This window comes from Enterococcus sp. 9D6_DIV0238 (genome assembly GCF_002174455.2).
In the GTDB taxonomy this organism is placed as follows: Bacteria; Bacillota; Bacilli; order Lactobacillales; family Enterococcaceae; genus Enterococcus_L; species Enterococcus_L dunnyi.
This window is the reverse complement of record NZ_CP147246.1, coordinates 2520001-2538165: the sequence shown is the minus strand read 5'-3', so window position 1 is coordinate 2538165 and position 18165 is coordinate 2520001. Positions and strand designations below refer to the sequence as shown.

At 37.6% G+C, this 18165-nt stretch carries 15 protein-coding genes and 9 tRNA genes (1 of these 24 only partly in view); 1 reads left to right on the top strand and 23 read right to left on the bottom strand.

Annotated elements, in window-relative coordinates:
* Window positions 1-14: 14 nt before the first annotated feature.
* The 4 genes from A5889_RS11935 to A5889_RS11920 all read right to left on the bottom strand — a co-directional run bounded on the left by A5889_RS11935 (window position 15) and on the right by A5889_RS11920 (window position 5669).
* Window positions 15-824 carry a WxL domain-containing protein gene (locus A5889_RS11935; RefSeq protein WP_087642093.1) on the bottom strand — a complete coding sequence of 270 codons (810 nt, stop codon included), beginning with the start codon at window positions 822-824 and terminating at the stop codon, window positions 15-17.
* Window positions 821-1195, bottom strand: a complete 375-nt coding sequence (locus A5889_RS11930; RefSeq protein WP_087642092.1) for an LPXTG cell wall anchor domain-containing protein — start codon at window positions 1193-1195, stop codon at window positions 821-823. Before A5889_RS11930 ends, A5889_RS11935 begins: the two co-directional genes overlap by 4 nt.
* Window positions 1196-1217: 22 nt before the next feature.
* A complete protein-coding gene (locus tag A5889_RS11925) occupies window positions 1218-4640 on the bottom strand; it encodes a pectate lyase-like adhesive domain-containing protein (protein ID WP_087642091.1) in 3423 nt (1140 codons plus the stop codon).
* Window positions 4641-4967: 327 nt separating this feature from the next.
* Window positions 4968-5669: a winged helix-turn-helix domain-containing protein gene (locus tag A5889_RS11920; protein WP_242585598.1), complete on the bottom strand. Its 702-nt coding sequence runs from the start codon at window positions 5667-5669 to the stop codon at window positions 4968-4970.
* Between the two features lie 352 nt (window positions 5670-6021).
* On the opposite strand from A5889_RS11920, the gene A5889_RS11915 reads away from it, so the two are divergent.
* Entirely contained in the window at window positions 6022-6360 is a 339-nt protein-coding gene (locus tag A5889_RS11915) for a hypothetical protein (protein ID WP_207114644.1), read from the top strand.
* Window positions 6361-6497: 137 nt separating this feature from the next.
* On the opposite strand, the gene A5889_RS11910 is transcribed toward A5889_RS11915, so the two are convergent.
* The 19 genes from A5889_RS11910 to A5889_RS11820 form a co-directional block, all read right to left on the bottom strand.
* On the bottom strand, window positions 6498-6929 hold the full coding sequence (locus A5889_RS11910; protein WP_087642088.1) for a hypothetical protein: 432 nt from the start codon (window positions 6927-6929) through the stop codon (window positions 6498-6500).
* A gap of 278 nt (window positions 6930-7207) precedes the next feature.
* Window positions 7208-7909 (bottom strand): DUF1003 domain-containing protein, encoded by a 702-nt coding sequence (locus tag A5889_RS11905; protein WP_087642087.1) that lies wholly within the window; start codon window positions 7907-7909, stop codon window positions 7208-7210.
* Window positions 7910-8169: 260 nt separating this feature from the next.
* Window positions 8170-9804 carry a peptide ABC transporter substrate-binding protein gene (locus A5889_RS11900; RefSeq protein WP_087642086.1) on the bottom strand — a complete coding sequence of 545 codons (1635 nt, stop codon included), beginning with the start codon at window positions 9802-9804 and terminating at the stop codon, window positions 8170-8172.
* A gap of 22 nt (window positions 9805-9826) precedes the next feature.
* Complete coding sequence (locus A5889_RS11895; RefSeq protein WP_162288339.1) at window positions 9827-10144, bottom strand: cupin domain-containing protein; 318 nt, start codon at window positions 10142-10144, stop codon at window positions 9827-9829.
* Between the two features lie 261 nt (window positions 10145-10405).
* Window positions 10406-10888, bottom strand: a complete 483-nt coding sequence (locus A5889_RS11890) for a nucleoside deaminase (protein ID WP_087642085.1) — start codon at window positions 10886-10888, stop codon at window positions 10406-10408.
* Between the two features lie 22 nt (window positions 10889-10910).
* Complete coding sequence (locus A5889_RS11885) at window positions 10911-11672, bottom strand: tyrosine-protein phosphatase (protein WP_087642084.1); 762 nt, start codon at window positions 11670-11672, stop codon at window positions 10911-10913.
* Window positions 11673-11802: 130 nt separating this feature from the next.
* A complete protein-coding gene (locus A5889_RS11880; protein ID WP_087642083.1) occupies window positions 11803-12618 on the bottom strand; it encodes a histidine phosphatase family protein in 816 nt (271 codons plus the stop codon).
* 17 nt (window positions 12619-12635) lie between these two features.
* Window positions 12636-14069: a 6-phospho-beta-glucosidase gene (locus A5889_RS11875; RefSeq protein ID WP_087642082.1), complete on the bottom strand. Its 1434-nt coding sequence runs from the start codon at window positions 14067-14069 to the stop codon at window positions 12636-12638.
* A gap of 77 nt (window positions 14070-14146) precedes the next feature.
* Window positions 14147-16048, bottom strand: a complete 1902-nt coding sequence (locus A5889_RS11870) for a beta-glucoside-specific PTS transporter subunit IIABC (protein ID WP_087642081.1) — start codon at window positions 16046-16048, stop codon at window positions 14147-14149.
* 131 nt (window positions 16049-16179) lie between these two features.
* Window positions 16180-17022: a BglG family transcription antiterminator LicT gene (gene licT / locus A5889_RS11865; protein ID WP_087642080.1), complete on the bottom strand. Its 843-nt coding sequence runs from the start codon at window positions 17020-17022 to the stop codon at window positions 16180-16182.
* A gap of 257 nt (window positions 17023-17279) precedes the next feature.
* Window positions 17280-17351, bottom strand: a tRNA-Glu gene (locus A5889_RS11860).
* Between the two features lie 14 nt (window positions 17352-17365).
* Window positions 17366-17439, bottom strand: a tRNA-Ile gene (locus tag A5889_RS11855).
* Between the two features lie 12 nt (window positions 17440-17451).
* Window positions 17452-17522, bottom strand: a tRNA-Gly gene (locus A5889_RS11850).
* A 17-nt stretch (window positions 17523-17539) separates the two neighbouring features.
* Window positions 17540-17612 (bottom strand) — tRNA-Phe (locus A5889_RS11845).
* A 12-nt stretch (window positions 17613-17624) separates the two neighbouring features.
* Window positions 17625-17698 (bottom strand) — tRNA-Asp (locus A5889_RS11840).
* Between the two features lie 47 nt (window positions 17699-17745).
* A tRNA-Met gene (locus A5889_RS11835) sits at window positions 17746-17819 on the bottom strand.
* A gap of 83 nt (window positions 17820-17902) precedes the next feature.
* Window positions 17903-17992: transfer RNA gene (locus tag A5889_RS11830), tRNA-Ser, on the bottom strand.
* An 18-nt stretch (window positions 17993-18010) separates the two neighbouring features.
* Window positions 18011-18082, bottom strand: a tRNA-Glu gene (locus A5889_RS11825).
* A 9-nt stretch (window positions 18083-18091) separates the two neighbouring features.
* A tRNA-Ser gene (locus A5889_RS11820) sits at window positions 18092-18165 on the bottom strand; it runs 14 nt beyond the window's last position.

Below are 18165 nucleotides of genomic sequence, written 5' to 3'. Positions count from 1 at the left end.
GTGTGTGTTTTTATTTATGGCAACTCGGCTAATATCCAAGTTAACACCGTAGTGTAAGGTACCGGATCAACAACTGTTGTTCCTGGTATTGACAATGAAACTGCTTTGTTTTGATAGACAGGCTTTTGATCAAAAACAGGATCAAGTACTGCTTGTCCGTCTTTGTCTAGTCTTGGTTCCAGCGTATTCTTTTGGTTCGCCTTATTTTCTTCAGAAGCTCCGAAGGAAATCGTCCAAGTCCCGCTGCCTTGTCCCGTATTCGCTTGCGCTAAGTTATACGAAGCGCCAACATTGTCTATGTTGATGATTTCTTTTGATAGTTGAGGCGCTTCACTAAGATCCTTGGTCGAACTTACCCAAGATTTATCCAGCGAAAGCATAGCCCCTTTGATTTCTTTGTTTTTGGCATCATTGTTTGTAAACTGCATTTCTTGACGAAGCTGCAGTGTCCAACCCGTTGGTTTTTGTCTCAAGTCTGTGACTTGAACAAAATTACCTCTAGCCTTTGTTGCTCCAAAGAAATTTTGCGCATTTGCATAATAGACTTCATCTTTATCAGAAATTTTGTTCTGATAGAAATCTAATTTTGGTACAAAATCAATTCGCAAATCCCCTGTAAGTTGAGGGGTTTCTCCTGGATCGACAATCTCACCAGGTTTTTCAGGATCCACAATATTCTGAGGATATTCTCCTTCAAACTTGATCGTTCCAGGTCCGCTGATCGATTCTGTTTCAGCATAAGCAGCATTAGATACACCCGCTAATGAAGCAACTACAGTCAGCGGTACAATGAGAGCTTGAATCAGTAATCGTTTTTTCCTCATTGTTTATCCCGCCCTTCGTTATCTTTCTTACGTTTCCATAAGAATAGAAGTAATCCTATAACGATCAAAGCCGCTCCGGTAAAAACAAGACTAGTTTTTACCATCTCACCTGTACTTGGATAACGTCCAACAGGTTTTACCACTTTAGGTTCACTTGTTGAAGGCTCTGGTACAGATGATGGTTCTGTCGTTGATGAAGGTGGCGTAGTACTTGTCGGTTCTGTTGAAGAACTATCTTCATAAAAGCTGATAACACCGTCCGTTTTCAATTCTCCTCCATTGGCATTGGCCGCAGCATTCAATGGATAAACGACTGCTAACGTCAATACAAAAGCAAAGGAGATGATCATATACTTGATTCTTTTTTTCATTGATTAAAAATCTCCTTTACTCTTATGGAGTATCTCCAAGTTCCCAAAGGATCTCGCCTTGATACGTACCAAGTGCTTTCACATCTTGAGCAGATGCTTCAAACTTGAAGCCGTCACCGGAAGCAGACCACGTATCACTAATATTATAGGTCGTTTCAGCGGTAGAAGCATTGGCGTCTTGGGTCATAATATCCTGAGCGCCGCCGTTCAATGTGATTTCATTATTGTTATAGACATACTTCAAAGCCCCATCCAATGTATACGCTGGAACATCCGGATCAGTGCTTGTCATAGGTGTTGTCAATTTCGCAGTCAAAGTCCAGCCTTTTTTATTTGCTCGGCTATCTTTAACAACTAAATCCGCTCCATGATGTTCAGCTGAATTGATCCTTGTTGTTTTTCCTTGATACTTTGCACTTCCAAAATCGATTTCTGTCGGAGCAGAAGCTAGTTCAAGTACACCGAAAACGGTTCCTCCAGGGCTATCTGCTTTTTGAGAAGTCGCTGTATAAGTTTCATGTGTCGCATCCGGATCATTTGGTCCTTCAACAAATGGCGTTTCTCTTGGTGAGTCACCAACCACCGTTGCAGTATTACTGATCACGGTTCCAACGGCTGAAGAAGCAACAGTTGCTTTGAATGTGATAACAGAAGAATCTCCAGTTGCTAAATCACCTAATTTGACTGTCAACACTCTTGAATCTGGGTCATAAGAGTAATCATTTGGTGTTTCAGCGGTTACTCCATCAATCTTGATTTCAGCTGTTGCCGGATCAAAATCTAACCCCGCAGGTAATGTGTCTGTTACAAGCGCATTTTTCCAAAGTGTCGTGTATGATGCTTCCTTATTGTTCTTAGCGGTCAACGTATAAGTCAAAGTATCTCCGACTTGTGTCGTCGCTCCGCCGGAAGAAACAACTGTTTTTTCGATTGATGGTTTATCAGGAAGAACATCCTCTACAGTATACTTCGTTGCAGCTTTAAATGTCGCATCACGATAAGTCATGTCTGATGCCGGATTGATATTACCAGTATCAGTATTCGTAGAAGGGGCTGCTGGATTGAGTGTTTCAGTGATTTTTGCAGCGTTATCTTCTAAGAAGATTTGTATGACATCGTCTTTTTCTAAATAATGGGGTAGATTGTACGTCCATGTGCCATCATCATTTACAAGTCCAACTGTTGATTGGCGAACGCCATTGATATCAAGGTAAATTTTTGCTTTTGGTTCCGCACCTTCACCAATCAATTGCTTCATTCCGTTATTTGCTTTACCGCCGGTTACGGTCGCAGGTTCCGGTGGAGTAACATCCAATACAGTTGTTACTGGATCTGTTTCAGAAATCCACGGTCCTCTAACTGCATGAGCTTTGATATCTTTTCCTGCTGTATTGAATCTTGTATCAGTCATTACAGCATACCCTTGTGCATTTGTATCGATCGTATGAACATCACCAAAAGTATCGGTATAGGTCACTGTTGCTTGCCCTGCACCAGCATAGACAGGCTGCAGTACGACATTTCCATCTGCATCAAATGTATCGGTTGGTGTCATACCAATTTTTACTCTTGCTTGATAAGTTTTATCTGCATCTGTCACTGGAGTCCATTCAACTTCCGGATTTGTATTCATCCCAGCGATCCGACGATATTGCGTCGGTACAAAAGAAGCTAAACCAGGCTCTGATGTTGTGACGTTCGCAGTTCCACCGCCAGCTTTCACAGAGAAATTAGCAACTTTAGCATAGGTTTGTTGCGATGGTCCCATCAATTCTGATCGTAATGTCCATAAATCAATATCAGAATCATTGATAGTAAATACATTGGATGCAACTGTTCCAGTTGAAACTGCTGGACTGTTGCTTGTAGATCCAGTATTTTTATTACGAATATCAAACCCTTTAGGTGAATTCATTGTAAATGTCCTATTTGAGCCGCCAGTTATATCAACGACTGGAGCCGTTGTTGACCCTACAATATAAACACTTCCGCCAGGTTCCAAATTAAATGCAGTATCATTTGCCGAGAATTGCATAACCGAACCTGTACCTCGGCTCAAGAGGTTGATTGTAGCGTCTTTTTTCACTGTTAGTGAAGAACCACTATCATCAAACCTTACAGAGTTTCCTTGCATGTTCGAATTATACGTAGAACCTTCACCGATCGTCATTGCACGATAATGAGAAAAGACAGCAGGATAGCTTGCACCAGTCGTTTCATTCTTCAATGAAACTAATGCATTTTTTCCTACAGTAAACTCCATACTCTTACTTGTAGAAGCACTGTTAGTAGAATTTTCTACAAACCAGACTGCAGAATAGTTGGCATATGTCACAGTACCACGCCATTGAGTTTTATCTTCAATGATCATACCGCCGGCATAATAGTTTTCTTCCGTCGTTGTTAAGTTCATGTAACCGTAAGTTTGTACCATAGACTGATACGCACGAATGAAACGTCCGACACGATTTCCATTAACTGGTTCTGTCGTGATATTTCCAGTTCTGAATGTCCAACCAGCGACACTCGCCGTTCCACTACTCCCATTAACAAAAGCATATCTCCCAGCAGATGATAATCCATTATTCAAGTTTTGTTGTGCTAACATATCATGAATATGGAAGAATCCAATACCATCTGTTGGACTATTGATTTCAAAACTGCGAGCATTGAGGTGCAAGGTATGACCTTGACCATCGATTTCAATTGATGTTCGTCTGTTATTCATTGCTTGGTTTGCAGTATTAGAAATATCTGCTGTTAAAACAATTTTAGTTACTGTTCCATCATTATAAGCTGTTCGTAGCTGATCCCATGTACTAACATATGCTACATTTACTTCTGGATTAAATCCTATTGCTGTATTTGCTGCTTGATTCGCCGCTTCCATCTCTTGAGTTGTTGGTCCAGCTTCGCCATTATCTCCAGGATAGTTTCCCGTTAGATATTGTGCCGGTTCTGCCAAAGCACTTCTCATCGTTGGTGTTGAAGCAGTTTCAGGAAAATCAATTTTAGCAGAGGCCAATACTGCTTTTTTATCATCTAACAACGTTATTTTTGGCTCTACATCAGACGATGATTTTTTTACAGAAAAATTGATTTCTATAGAATTACTATCTTTCTGAGTTGTAATTACTTTTTCTGAGGAATCTTCAGTATCTACGATTTTTATTGCATCTGCTGAAGTTGAAGAAGTTCCCTCTAACATGTCAGCTGCCGAAAATCCAGTCACTCCTTCATAAGAAAGAGTCAGTGTTTCATCCAGCGGCTCAGCTATTTTTATTGTTACAGGAATTTTCCCATCCTTATCTGCAATACCAGTCACAATAGAATATTTTTCCTCAGATGCTTTCATTGGTGAAATATTATTCAGCATAAACGAGGATAAAATACCTACTAATAATACAAACGCTAAGATAAAGTAAGACTTTTTTCCGATTTTCATATTTTCAACTCCTCCCCAAAACATTTTTTGTGTGTCTGTCTTAATTGAACACACAATCTATTTCGATTTTTCTTGCCAAGTGTTTCATTTTTTGATACATTCACATTGCAGGGAAAATTGGCGCTGAATTTATGACTTGTTTCCGATTGAGAATGGCTGTTCTCAATTCGGATGTCATCAAAGGAGCACTGATTTTCTCTCTTTGTTTATGTGTTTACATCTGGCTAGAAAAAAAGAAACCAATTAAATTCGTTTTTTTGTCACCGTCATCGTTCTCTTTAGAACAACCGCCATGACATTATTGTGTCCTCATGTTTTGAAGCTATGTTATAGGGCTAATTTGTAGCCTTTTGAACGAACTGTTTTAATATATACAGGGCGAGCAGCATCTGTTTCGATTTTCTGCCTTAAATGAAAAATCAGATTCGACACACGATATTGTTTATCGTTCCCTTCATTTTCCCAAACATTTTTATAGATTTCTTCATAAGATACAGCGACTCCCTGCTGTGTCTGCAAAAATTCAATCGCCTTGAATTCCAGCTTTGTCAGATTGATTTCTGTTCCATTCAATACAACGCTATAGTTGCATGGTCGCAAATGAAAATCAGAACCACTTGCTGATTTCGTAGATTGTTCTTTCCTATCTATAGATGCTCCATCTTTGTTCTTGCAGCGATTCAATGTATTCGTCAAGAAAAGCTTGCTAACTTCAAAATCAAGCTCTTCATCCAATATCCCATCTGCTCCGAGTTGAAGATATACAATATGATTCATATTGTTCTTTCTATTAGAAATTACCCAAACAAATGGATTACTTTCTTTTTTTATCAAGATGATCAACTCGCAGATCATACCAATATTTTGCGAATGATTTTCTTCGATAATAATGCCATCATACTTATTCGCATTTTCAGCTGCTTCATCTTTCGAAATCAAATTTACATGTAATTGGGTATTTCTCAATGCTTCTATGTACTTCTCTTTATCGAGCTCATTAAATGAAACAAATCCTATGTCATACATCATGCTGCTCTCCTTTAAAGTATTCTGCCACACATCCATTTTTCTAATTTATATGTATTCTCTATTAAAAAAACGTGATATTCTAGATATAATATTGATATAATTCCTAAACTAAAATCAGTTTAATCTATTTCATTTGTTAAGTCTATGTTTTTTCGTCCATTTTTTTATCATTTTTTTAATTAAAAACACAAAAAATTGAGAATTATGTGAAGAAAAATCGCTGTAAAGCCTGTTAATCAGTATAGAATTTAAATATATTTTAAAAGAAAAAAACTCAATAATAACACGAGGGATATAGAGAAACATTAAGTTTTCCTAAATATGGTATAATCAATAGAATGAGGTGGACAAAATGAAGAGAATCAAGGATTTACAAGAGTTGGTGAGTTATTTCAGTGAGGATAAAACGTTTATTCATGATGGCTATTACCGTATTAGAATACTTGATAAAGAGACGATCGAACTAGCTTTCTTAGTTGCAGGCCCTTGCGGGGATACACTCGTACATCCGCAAATCACAGTCACCTTAACAGAGTCAAGTGCTTTAGCTATTAAATTGATAGACATGTATGTCACTCCGCCATTGTTTTTGACGCGAGAAGAATCAAATAAACAAGAGATCGATCAACAACTTGACAAATTAATCGAAAAATTTATTAATATAAAAAATAAAAATACCAAGATTTTCTAATTAATCTTGGTATTTTTTAATAATTTAATATAAACACTAAATGAAAATAATTCCAAACAAATTGAACTTCGTTTTCATATAGCTAGTTCAAATCAATAAAATTTAATAATAAAATACAGTGCTAAGACATTAAGTGATTACATTTTATGAACGCTATGTGCACTTTCAATTCCTCCACAAGCTTCCTTGCACGCTTGATTGATCAACATAAATGCACTTTTTGCACGATGTAATCCACGTTTATATTTGACTTCATCGATCACTTCGCACTTATCATTCAATGCTTCCAACCAAAAGTAAATCCCCTCTTTATAAATGTCTAAGCCTTCCAACAAGATTTTTGTCGCTTCTTTTTCTCCATAGAAGACTAAATTTTTTCTAAAGCTTCCTTCTTCTATAAAGAAACGGTTCACATTGTTGCGACAAAATAAATAAGTATCTTTCCCTTTTCTGTTGATCGCTTGGCTGCAGCTGTTCTCTTGAACTTCCTTAGCAATGGCATTAAAAATCTCATTGTAGACTTCAACTCTTTGCATTACTGACAAAATCATATCTGTATAACTAAACATAATGCTCTCTCCTCCCATAACTAAGCAGTTAAAACACTGACTTATATTTATTATAGTCTCCCTTAATCTTTTATATCAAGTAATATGCTATTAAAATGGATTTTTTTGTCATTTTTTTCATTCTTACACCTATTTTTTTTAAACTACAGCAACAAAAAAAGCCCATTTAGCCACATATATAGCGGTTTTTGAGCTTTTCTCTATTTTTTTCAATATTAAACAAAGTTATTTATATTATTTTCCAAAAATATAAATATAATCGTTTGAATTACATTAGTTCATTCCTTCTTTTTATTCATTTCACTTACTTGCTCTTGCAATTCACTTAGTAATTCAATTTGAATATGCTGCATTTGAACCAAGTGCTGCCATTGGCTATTGATTAGATAGTCCATTTTCTCATGCAGCAGATTGACTTCGATTTCAGCTTTTAGATTTACTTTATAGTCATTATTGGCCTGCTCACGATCTCTTGCTTCTTGACGATTTTGGCTCATCATAATCACTGGCGCTTGAATCGCAGCTAAACAAGACAATGCGAGATTCAATAAAATAAACGGATATCTATCAAAAGGTTTCCCCAATAGTTGTGTTGAATTAAGGATGATCCAAACAACTAAAACGATGATAAAAATGAAAATAAATGGCCAGCTGCCGCCAAATTTGGCAATAGCATCTGCTGTTTTTTGTCCAATAGTTAAATTTTTTTCTACAGTCGTATTCAGATTATTGGATATCGTTTCATTATTTTTAATTGTTTGAACAATGCTTTCATTTAGTTTTTCCATTATCATAGAATCACTTTTTATCATTATTTTCATATAATCCAGACGGTAATTCAATAATTCGTGAAAAAGTATATAGGAATCTTCTGTTAAATCTGGTCGTTGTTTCAAAATAAATTGTCGAATTTCTTCTTCGACGTTTTTCAGCAGCATTTCATTCACTTCGGTCTGCTTTTCATGGGTATGTCGCGTCATATCCTCACCCTCCTGATATTCTATAGCTCTATCATACAACGAGAATGAAGATTCAGATATTATTCTGCACTAAAAAAGGATGGGACAGAAGTGTTTAATCCCAAGAAATAAGAAAGAATTCTCAAAAATTGTTCTTCAAATTTTTGAGAATTCTGGCTTATTTCCGAAGGGATTGCTTCTGCTCCCACCGTTTATCTGGATTTCAAATGTCTAGGATATGACTTACAGAGTTATGTCTCAAACACTCTATCCTTAGATTTTTATTTTGTTTCTTTATAGACATTTTTTAGTGTCAATGGTGCAGCAAAAGTATGATAGCTCAGACCTTTGACCTGTGGATTTTGTAAAACAGATTGCTGATTTTGACTGATTATGATCATTCCAGCAGTTTCTTCGATTGCTTCCTTTTCGGCGGCAATCAATGTTTCCCAGCGTTTTTGTAATTCTGTGGCATATTTTTGTGAAGCGTCATCCAGCAATGCATCATACGTTGGATTTGAGTAATTACGGTCATTTCCGCTTCGCAGCATATTTAGTGTAGAAATCGGATCTTGGTAGTCTGGTGTCCAATAAATCAGAAACATGTCATAATCACTTTCTCTACTCAAATTTAAGGCAGTTTCTGTTGGTAAAGCTGTAACATTGATCGTTAACCCAGAAAATAGTTTTTCTAAGCTACCTTGTAAGCTTTCTCCCATTTTTTTATACGAACCATCATCCGTTACCATCAAGTCGATCGTGATGTTATCCCCTAGTTCTTTTTTAGCTTGCTCCCAATAACTAAGTGCTGCTTTTTCATTATAAGTCATCAAATCTCCGGCTTCTTCTCTAAAATCGACACCTGTTTCAGGATTGCTGACAAAACCTTCTGTCACTGCGCCATACAAAGGTTTTGATCCATCCGCAATAATATTATTGACCAGATTTTCTTTATCGATACCAAGTGCCAGAGCTTTTCTTAGATTTTCATTTTTTAATGGGGTATCTTTCCCTTTTCGTTTTTGATTCAAACGAATATAATTCATTGTTGCTGTTGGATAAGAGTGATAATCTGGATTGCTTTGATTTTGTTTAGCTAATTCGCCTGTGATCGTCGCAACATCCAGCTGACCATCTTCAAATAAATTTAAAGCAGTCGATGCTTCTTTGATTACTTCATAATGAATACTATCCGATTTTACATTTTCATGATCCCAGTAGTTTTCATTTTTCTTTAGATCCCAGCTTAAATCTGTCTGTTTCCAGTTTTCAACAATAAACGGACCATTATACACAACGTTCTCACTAGTTGTACCGTAATCTGTCCCTAATTCCTCTACAACCTTTTGATTTTGCGGGAAGAAAGTTGGAAAAGCTAAAACTGAGGTAAAGTATGGTTTTGCTTCTTTCAATTTGACCTCTAAAGTCTGATCATCGATTGCTTTGACTCCAAGTTCTTCGACAGGTTTTTTCCCCTCAGAAATATCCTCTGCATTCAGGATCGTATCTTTAACTAAAAAACTATAAACATAACCATTTTCTGGATCGATCATCTTTTTCCAGGCATATTCAAAATCTTTCGCTGTTACAGGATCATCATTGCTCCATTTTGCATCTTCTCTTAATTTGATCGTATATGTTTTACCATCTTCAGATATTTCAGGCATCTCTTTAGCAGCTGCTGGAATCAATTGATCCTTATCATCCAAAGCATAAAGACCTTCAAATGCTGCTGTTTGCACAATAGCATCAGGAAAATCCAACATTACAGAAGTATCTAAGGTTGTCAGCTCAGAAGCCGACATCAACCGAAGCGGTGTCGTTTTTGCTGCATCTTCTTGTTTTGTTCCAGAACATCCTGAAATGATCGTCACCATCACAGTCATTCCAATAATTGATTGAATTATTTTTTTCATACATTTCTCCTTCATTACTTTTTTATGTGCGTTCAACTAACATCCAAACAACGACAGCAGGCTCATCTCCGTCATTATAATTGATATGTCCCTCTCCAGCTTCGATCAATTGTGCATCGCCTGGTTTTCCTACTAGATCTTGCCCATCTTCTAAGATCGTATGTGCTTTCCCTGATACCACATAAGAATATTCATCCTGCTCATGTCTAGCAAATCCTTCTAGAGGTCGTTTTTCTCCTGGTTGTAAAACGATCAATCCCATTTGGACTTTGTCATTCGGCTGATTTTCTGTATCAAAAAAAATCGTCATTTCTTGGGGCAATGTCGGTTTAATAATCATTTCTTTTCCAGCTCCTTTTTTGGTTATTTTTTTATTATTACCTTAACGTTTAGATAAGTCAATGATATTTTAGAAAATTCTGATTTTTTAGATAATGATCGTAAAAAAAGGAACTGGGACATCATTCTATGAGCTATGCCCCAGCTCTTTCAGCATCGAATAAACACTACTACTGTGCTAAGCTTCGATCAGATCATCTACCAAAATTATAAATACTAAAGCATCAAGAGCTGAACAATGCTGCTTCCACCTCTATAAAATTCAATCCCAATAGCCTTGGTGGACAGCAGCAGCTGCTGTCTCGATTTCTGGAAAAGGCCCAATGATTTGAATATCTTTTTGTCCATGTTTGATGATTTCTTCTGATGGTAAATCAAATGTTGGATTTTGCTCATTATCTCCCGTTAGCTCTAATAAGCGTTTTTCTGTCATTGCATAAACGATCGTGCCAATATTTCCCCAATAAATCGCTCCGGTACACATTGCACAGGGCTCTGCGGTTGTATACAACGTGCATTCCCATAAAAACTCTTTGCTGTAGTGCTGGGATGCTCTCGCCGCTAACGTTGTTTCAGCATGTCCGGTACAGATTTTTTCTGTGATCTCGATATTCTCCTGCTCCAAAAGAATGTTTCCTTCTTTGTCTGCTAATAACGCACCAAATGGCGTGTTCCCATGTTCTCTAGCTGCTTGCGAAATTTCGATACAGCGATTCAACAGCTCAATGTGTTGCTTTTTAGTCATAGATACTCTCCCTATCTAATTTTTATGCTAACAGAAAGCGGTGATTCAAGATTTCTATTGTTCCTTTATCTAAACCGATCGCTTGTTTCAAATAGGTAGAAATATCACCGTACTGAGCTTCTACAGTTTGATAAAAATTATCTAAATAACTGCTATCTACATTCAAGGCAACATGCAATGCTTCCAAATTTGCTTCCTCCAAATTTGTTTTTCTAGCTTGTTCTAAAATCATTGCATTTTCTTTCTTTCTTAACTCATTTGTCTTTAAATAATCTGTGTAAATCTCTTTTCTAGAGACATTTAGTGTTTCTAGAACAAGTGCTGCGGCGATTCCTGTACGGTCTTTTCCTGCAAAACAATGGAATAAAATACTTTCTTGTTCCTGTAATGCTAAAATTTCTTCAAAAAATTTATTATAGCCTTTTTGAGAAGTCGTATTCAAAGCAATATCTCCATAGAGTTTTGCCATATAAGAAGCAGATTTCTCTGGAGAACCGATTTTAACAAAGTCTCCTATTGATGCGCCCTCATCTTGAATATCTTCTAAGATATCTATATGAATGTACTCAGACTTCGGAACAGACATATCTGGTCGTTCTTCTACTTCCAACTCACTTCTTAAATCGATGATTTTCCCTAAATGATATTTTTTTTCTAAACGCTGTTCGTCTTCTTTCGTCAGACTGGATAATTCGCCTGATCTTAGAAATACATCTGTTTTAAGTTTCTTTCCTTCTTTATTTTTAATTCCGCCAATGTCTCTAAAATTTGTAATAGTTACCATAATTACCCACCTTTTCCCTTTTTTCTTACTTTCATTATACACAAAAATTTATCTGTATTGCCTTTTTCCCAGCATTTTATAGAAAATAAGGTTGAAACAATCGAAATAAATTGTTTCAACCTTATCCAAATTATTTTTCTCCAGCTTCAACGTAGCTTAGGTCATTGACTTTATCTAATGTATATTTTCCGTCTTTATATTTCACTGTACATACACTAGCATTTTTCAATCCACCTTCTGGGATTTTGAAGTCATCAAACAATGTATCTAATAAAGCAGAGATACTCAAACCATGAGAGGTGATCAAAACATTCCCACTACCTGGGTTCTTCATTTCTTTTTCTACGATATCTTCAACACCTGCTTTAAGTCTTGTCGTAATCGTTTCATAATCTTCTGCTGGCCAGTTGATTTTCGCTTCTTCTACATTTTTAGCGTCAAGTTTTGCGACACTGTTTGCAAATGATTCTGGTGTCATGTTTTTCATGAACTCTTCTAAGGTTACACCTTGGTCGTCAGCAATATCTTGCCACATTGTATGATTTAGATCGCCTTCATACGTACCAAAGTTAAACTCTCTTAAACGCTCATCTGTAATTACTTTTAAATCAGACGATTTTTCATTTTCCTTAATGATTAGATTAGCAGTTTGAATGGCACGACCACTATCACTACTATAAGCATTTTGGAATTCAATATCTTTCAACCCAACACCAGCTGCTGTTACAACTTCTTCACCAGCTTTTGTCAAGACTGCATCCGACCATCCTTGAACACGATCTGTTGTATTCAACATTGTTTTTCCGTGGCGAACGATATACAAAGTTAACTCTTCCGGCGTTTTTTTAGCATCCGAGGCGTCTTCTTTTGCTCCGCCATTACCACACCCTGCAACAACCAATACTCCTAACATCAACACACCTAATAGTTTAACAATTTTTTTCATTTTAACTCCTCCTTTTTTTATGCGTTCGTCAAATCTTCCCCATTTGTCGCGATGACTTTTTTATACCAGTCGAATGATTTTTTCTTCGAGCGTTTCAACGTACCATTTCCGTCATTGTCGCGATCGACATAAATAAAGCCGTATCGTTTTTTCATTTCACCTGTTCCAGCTGACACAAGGTCGATACAGCCCCAGGTTGTATAGCCTAGTAGATCGACACCGTCTAATTCCACGGCATCTTTCATTGCTTGAATATGTGCCGCTAAATATTCGATACGGTAATCGTCAACCACATAGCCGTTTTCATCTGGTGTATCCACGGCACCTAAGCCATTTTCCACGATGAATAATGGTTTTTGATAGCGGTCATACAAGTCATTCATTGTTACACGCAAGCCAAGCGGATCGATCTGCCAGCCCCATTCACTTGCTTCCAAGTAAGGATTTTTTACTGAGGCAAAGATATTGCCAGCTGTTTGTTCGTTGACCGCTGGATCTGTTGATTGGACGCGAGATGAATAATAAGAGAAGGAAATGAAATCAACTGTATGCTCTTTCAATAATTCCAAATCGCCCTCTTCGATCGGTAATTCGATCCCTTCACGTTCTAATTCTTTCAGCGCATATGCTGGATATTCGCCACGAGATTGGACATCGATGAAGAAGAAGTTTTCACGGTCTGCTTTACGTGCTGCCCAAACGTCTTCTGGTTTACATGTATACGCATAGTTGGTTCCAGCTGCTAACATACAGCCGACTTGGTTTTCCGGATCGACTTCATGGGCGATTTTTGTCGCCACAGCACTAGCTACCAACTCATGGTGAGCAGCCTGATATTTGACTTGTTCTTTATTTTCTCCTTCTTCAAAATACAAGCCTGCGCCCATAAATGGTGCATGAAGGATCATGTTGATCTCATTGAAGGTCAACCAGTATTTCACTAAACCTTTGTAACGATTGAAAATCACACGGCATAAGTTTTCGTAAAAACCAACCATTTCACGGCTGCGCCATGCGCCATATTTTTCGACTAAGTGCATTGGACAATCAAAATGGGTGATAGTTACCAATGGTTCGATGTTGTATTTACGGCATTCTTTGAAGAGATCTTCATAATATTTCAAGCCTTCTTCATTCGGTTCAGTCTCATCACCTAAAGGGAAAATCCGGCTCCAGGCAATCGATAAACGATAGGTTTTAAAGCCCATTTCTGCAAACAAAGCGATATCTTCTTTGTAACGGTGGTACATATCGATCGCGTTTTGTGCAGGATAAAAATGCTCATCATCAAACTCAAACATTTTCTTTTCACCAGTGATCACTGGAAAACGGTCGGGTCCGACAGGGGCTAGATCTACATTGGCTAAGCCTCGTCCGCCTTCATTATAGCCACCTTCACATTGATTGGCCGCTGTAGCGCCGCCCCATAAAAAATCTTTTCTAAATGACATATCAAAATTCCTTTCTTCTTTTAAAACTTACGACAAGATGAAATCATTTTGTCGTAAGCTTCATTTCATTTTACTCTTTAGGCTAAACCTGTGATCAAGGTATCATTAGATGTTACTTCTTGATCTTGTGTTTCGACGATATCTAAATAATCTCCAGTGTTCGTAACGATTATTGGCGTCTCAACACTATAACCAGCTGCTTTGATTGCCTCCATATCAAATGTTACTAATACTTGACCTTTCTTAACTTTATCTCCTTGAGCAACTTTAGCTTCAAATCCTTGTCCCTCTAACTGAACAGTATCCATACCAATATGGATCAATAATTCCATTCCTTGGTCTGAAATCAAGCCAATTGCATGTTTTGTTGGGAATAATGTCATGATCGTTCCATCAAATGGAGCACGAACAATTCCTTCAGTCGGTTCGATCAGTACACCTTTTCCTAAAGCGCCTTGCGCAAATGCTTGATCACTTGCTTTACTTAATGGTAAAACGCGTCCTTTCACAGGACTTAATACTGCTTCTTTCATTGCTTTTTGAGCTGGAGAATTTTCTTTTGTTTCTTCTACAACTGCTTCATCTTTCCAGAAGAAGAATGTTAGTAAGAAACCAATTGCAACAGCAATTCCAATTGCGATGAATGAATGAAGTACTCCACTAGCATCATCACCATTAATGAAGTTTAAAACACCAAAGATTCCTAAGCCGCCCATTGTATAAGATGTTACACCATTGATCATTAAGTAAAGACCACCTGCTGCAGCACCGATCATTGAAAAGATGAATGGTGTCTTTTTAGGTAATGTGATCCCGTAAATCGCAGGTTCAGTTACACCGAAAATTCCTGAAATAATTGCTGGTGGACATAATGCTTTGATTTTTTTATCATTCAATTTGAAGAACATTGCCATAACTACAGCTGTTTGTGCAAAACTTGCCGCAAACGAACCAACTAATACTTGGCTGAATCCTTCTTGCGTAATTTGCATGATTGCAAGTGGCACAACACTCCAGTGTAAACCAAAGATAACTAAGACTTGCCAGAAGAAACCTAAAATCAACCCATACAAAGCAGGTGAGAATTCCATCAATGAGCTGAAACCAGTGCTTAAAAGATCTGTCAGCATGCTGATGATTGGTCCAATTACTAAAAAACCAATTGGTAACGCGATCAATAATACGAAAAACGGTACCAAGAATGTTTGGACAACTTCAGGAATGATTTTCTTAAAGAGTTTTTGAATTTGAGCAGCAAAAGCAACAATAAATATGATTGGTACAACACTACTTGTGTAACCAGCACCAACCCAAGGAATACCTAAAAATGTAGTATAAGCCGGTAATCCTAAAAGGCTGTATGGTGCTGCAGCACCTGCACCTGCCGTTGTTTCAAACGCAGTTTGCAATGCACTACCTTGAACGGATGGGTAGCAAAGAGCTGCTCCGATCACGATTCCGACCATCGGGTTCAAATTGAATTTTCTTCCCGCAGTATATCCTAGAATAACTGGCATGAAGAAAAAGATCGCATCGCCAATCCCATTTAACATGGTGTAAGTTCCAGATGTATTTGAGTATAATTTCAAGAAAACAAGTAAAGCGTTTAAACCTTTAACCATCCCAGCTGCAGCTAATGCACCAAGGAAGGGTTGGAAACAGCCGCTTAAAATATCGATCAAACGATTGAAAAGATTTCCTCCTGAGGACTCTTGTTCAGAATCTGAAGAAATACCGGCAATACTTAAAACATCTTCGTAAACAGCTGGTACATGGTTCCCAATAACTACCTGATACTGTCCGCCGCTTTTCATAACTGTTACGACGCCATCCATATTTTTCAAAATATCGTCATTTGCTTTTCCTTCGTCTTTCAATTTAAAGCGCAGACGAGTAATACAGTGCGTCAAACTATTGATATTTTCTTTTCCACCTACATTGTCTACTATTTTCTGTGCTAAATCATAATATTTTCCCATTTTTTGTTCCTCCAAAGTTTAGTTTGTATTCAATACTTTTGAAGGTTTAGCCAACTTAATGTCACTACCCAAGGGATGTTGCTCGTTTCTACCCACCTTTCAATTTTTCTTTATTAAAAGATTTGATAATCTTATTCACTATTTGTTTGGACTACACGTGCGATATGAATAATTAGATACATTTTTTCTTCTTTTGAAATTGTATAATGATAATTAGCCTTTAAGAAATCAGCAATTTTATTTACGCAGTTGTATGCATTTCGGTATTTTCTTTTTATTACTTCATATAATTCATCATCTTCTTCATCATGAAACTCTTTATGATTCAATAATCGATATGAAAAAAATTTTAAATGAGTGCTAAAACGATAAAAATAAACTGAATCTTCATTAAACGTAACTTTAAAATGATACTTAACAATATTTGTGATTTCCTGCATAATTTTGGTCAACTCATACACATTTCCAACTTCTTCATCCATCCCAGCATTGACAAGGTGTAATGCGATAAAACCCGCTTCGTCTTCTGGCAGCTGCACATCAAACTTTTCCTTTACCATCTCTAAGGCCTTGTTTCCAATAAAAAACTCATCCGGGAAAAACCTTTTGATATCCCAAAGTAAAAAGTTTTTCACTTCGATTCCCTGTTTCACACGTTCTAACGCTGTATGAAGATGGTCAGTCAACGAAATAAAGATTGTATCATTCAATTTTCGACCAAGCTTAGTCTTTGCATACTTGATAACTTCATCCGACAATTGCATAACTTCTAGCGGCAATTCTCCTAATAACTCTTGAAACTTTAACGACGTATCTTGGTTAGCTAAACGAAAAACTTGATCTATTTGTTCTTCGGATATAGTGTCTCCAATTTTTCTTTTAAAAGCTATTCCTCGCCCCATAACAATTTGTTCCTGATCATTTGCATCCAACGTGATTACAACATTATTATTCAAAATTTTTTGAATAATCATTTTTTCGCTCCCTTCTCACACAGTACCCCACTCCTTTAATAGTAAAAAAGAAAAACCCAACCTTTCCAAAAAAGAAGATACACTTCTACTTTAGAAAAATCAGGTTTAGCTTGTATTTAAACAATCACTATCCATTTATTTAGCTTTCTAGTACAAACCTAGGATACCCTATACAGAATAAAATGTCAACGTTTTCATAAAAATATTTAAAAGATAAAATAAAAAAGCATTTAGCAAAATACTAAATGCTTTCACTATGACCCGTACGGGAATCGAACCCGTGTTACCGCCGTGAAAGGGCGGTGTCTTAACCGCTTGACCAACGGGCCAGATAAAAATTTTATGGGCCTAAATGGACTCGAACCATCGACCTCACGCTTATCAGGCGTGCGCTCTAACCAGCTGAGCTATAGGCCCTTAAAGAAAAAAAGCGGGTGACGAGAATCGAACTCGCGACAACAGCTTGGAAGGCTGTGGTTTTACCACTAAACTACACCCGCATGTTTCTTCTTAAAAATGGCGCAAGACAGAATCGAACTGCCGACACACGGAGCTTCAATCCGTTGCTCTACCAACTGAGCTACTGCGCCAAAAATATAAAACGGTCTGGACGGGACTCGAACCCGCGACCTCCTGCGTGACAGGCAGGCATTCTAACCAGCTGAACTACCAAACCATCCGTTATTGTGTTGCGTCACTAATAACTTTTGCTTTTTCAAGCAATTGCGGGGGCAGGATTTGAACCTACGACCTTCGGGTTATGAGCCCGACGAGCTACCTGACTGCTCCACCCCGCGATAATTATAGTCAAAGACTATAGAAAGGTGTTTCTCTTGGTGATCACTAGTAAGGATACTTCACTCACCATGGTCATCAATAAAGGAGGATAAGGGATTCGAACCCTTGCACGGTTTTACCCGCCTGACGGTTTTCAAGACCGTTCCCTTCAGCCGGACTTGGGTAATCCTCCGAAATATTAATATATACATGACCCGTACGGGAATCGAACCCGTGTTACCGCCGTGAAAGGGCGGTGTCTTAACCGCTTGACCAACGGGCCTACTTGGAACGGAGAAGGAGGGATTTGAACCCTCGCGCCGGTTTCCCGACCTACACCCTTAGCAGGGGCGCCTCTTCAGCCAC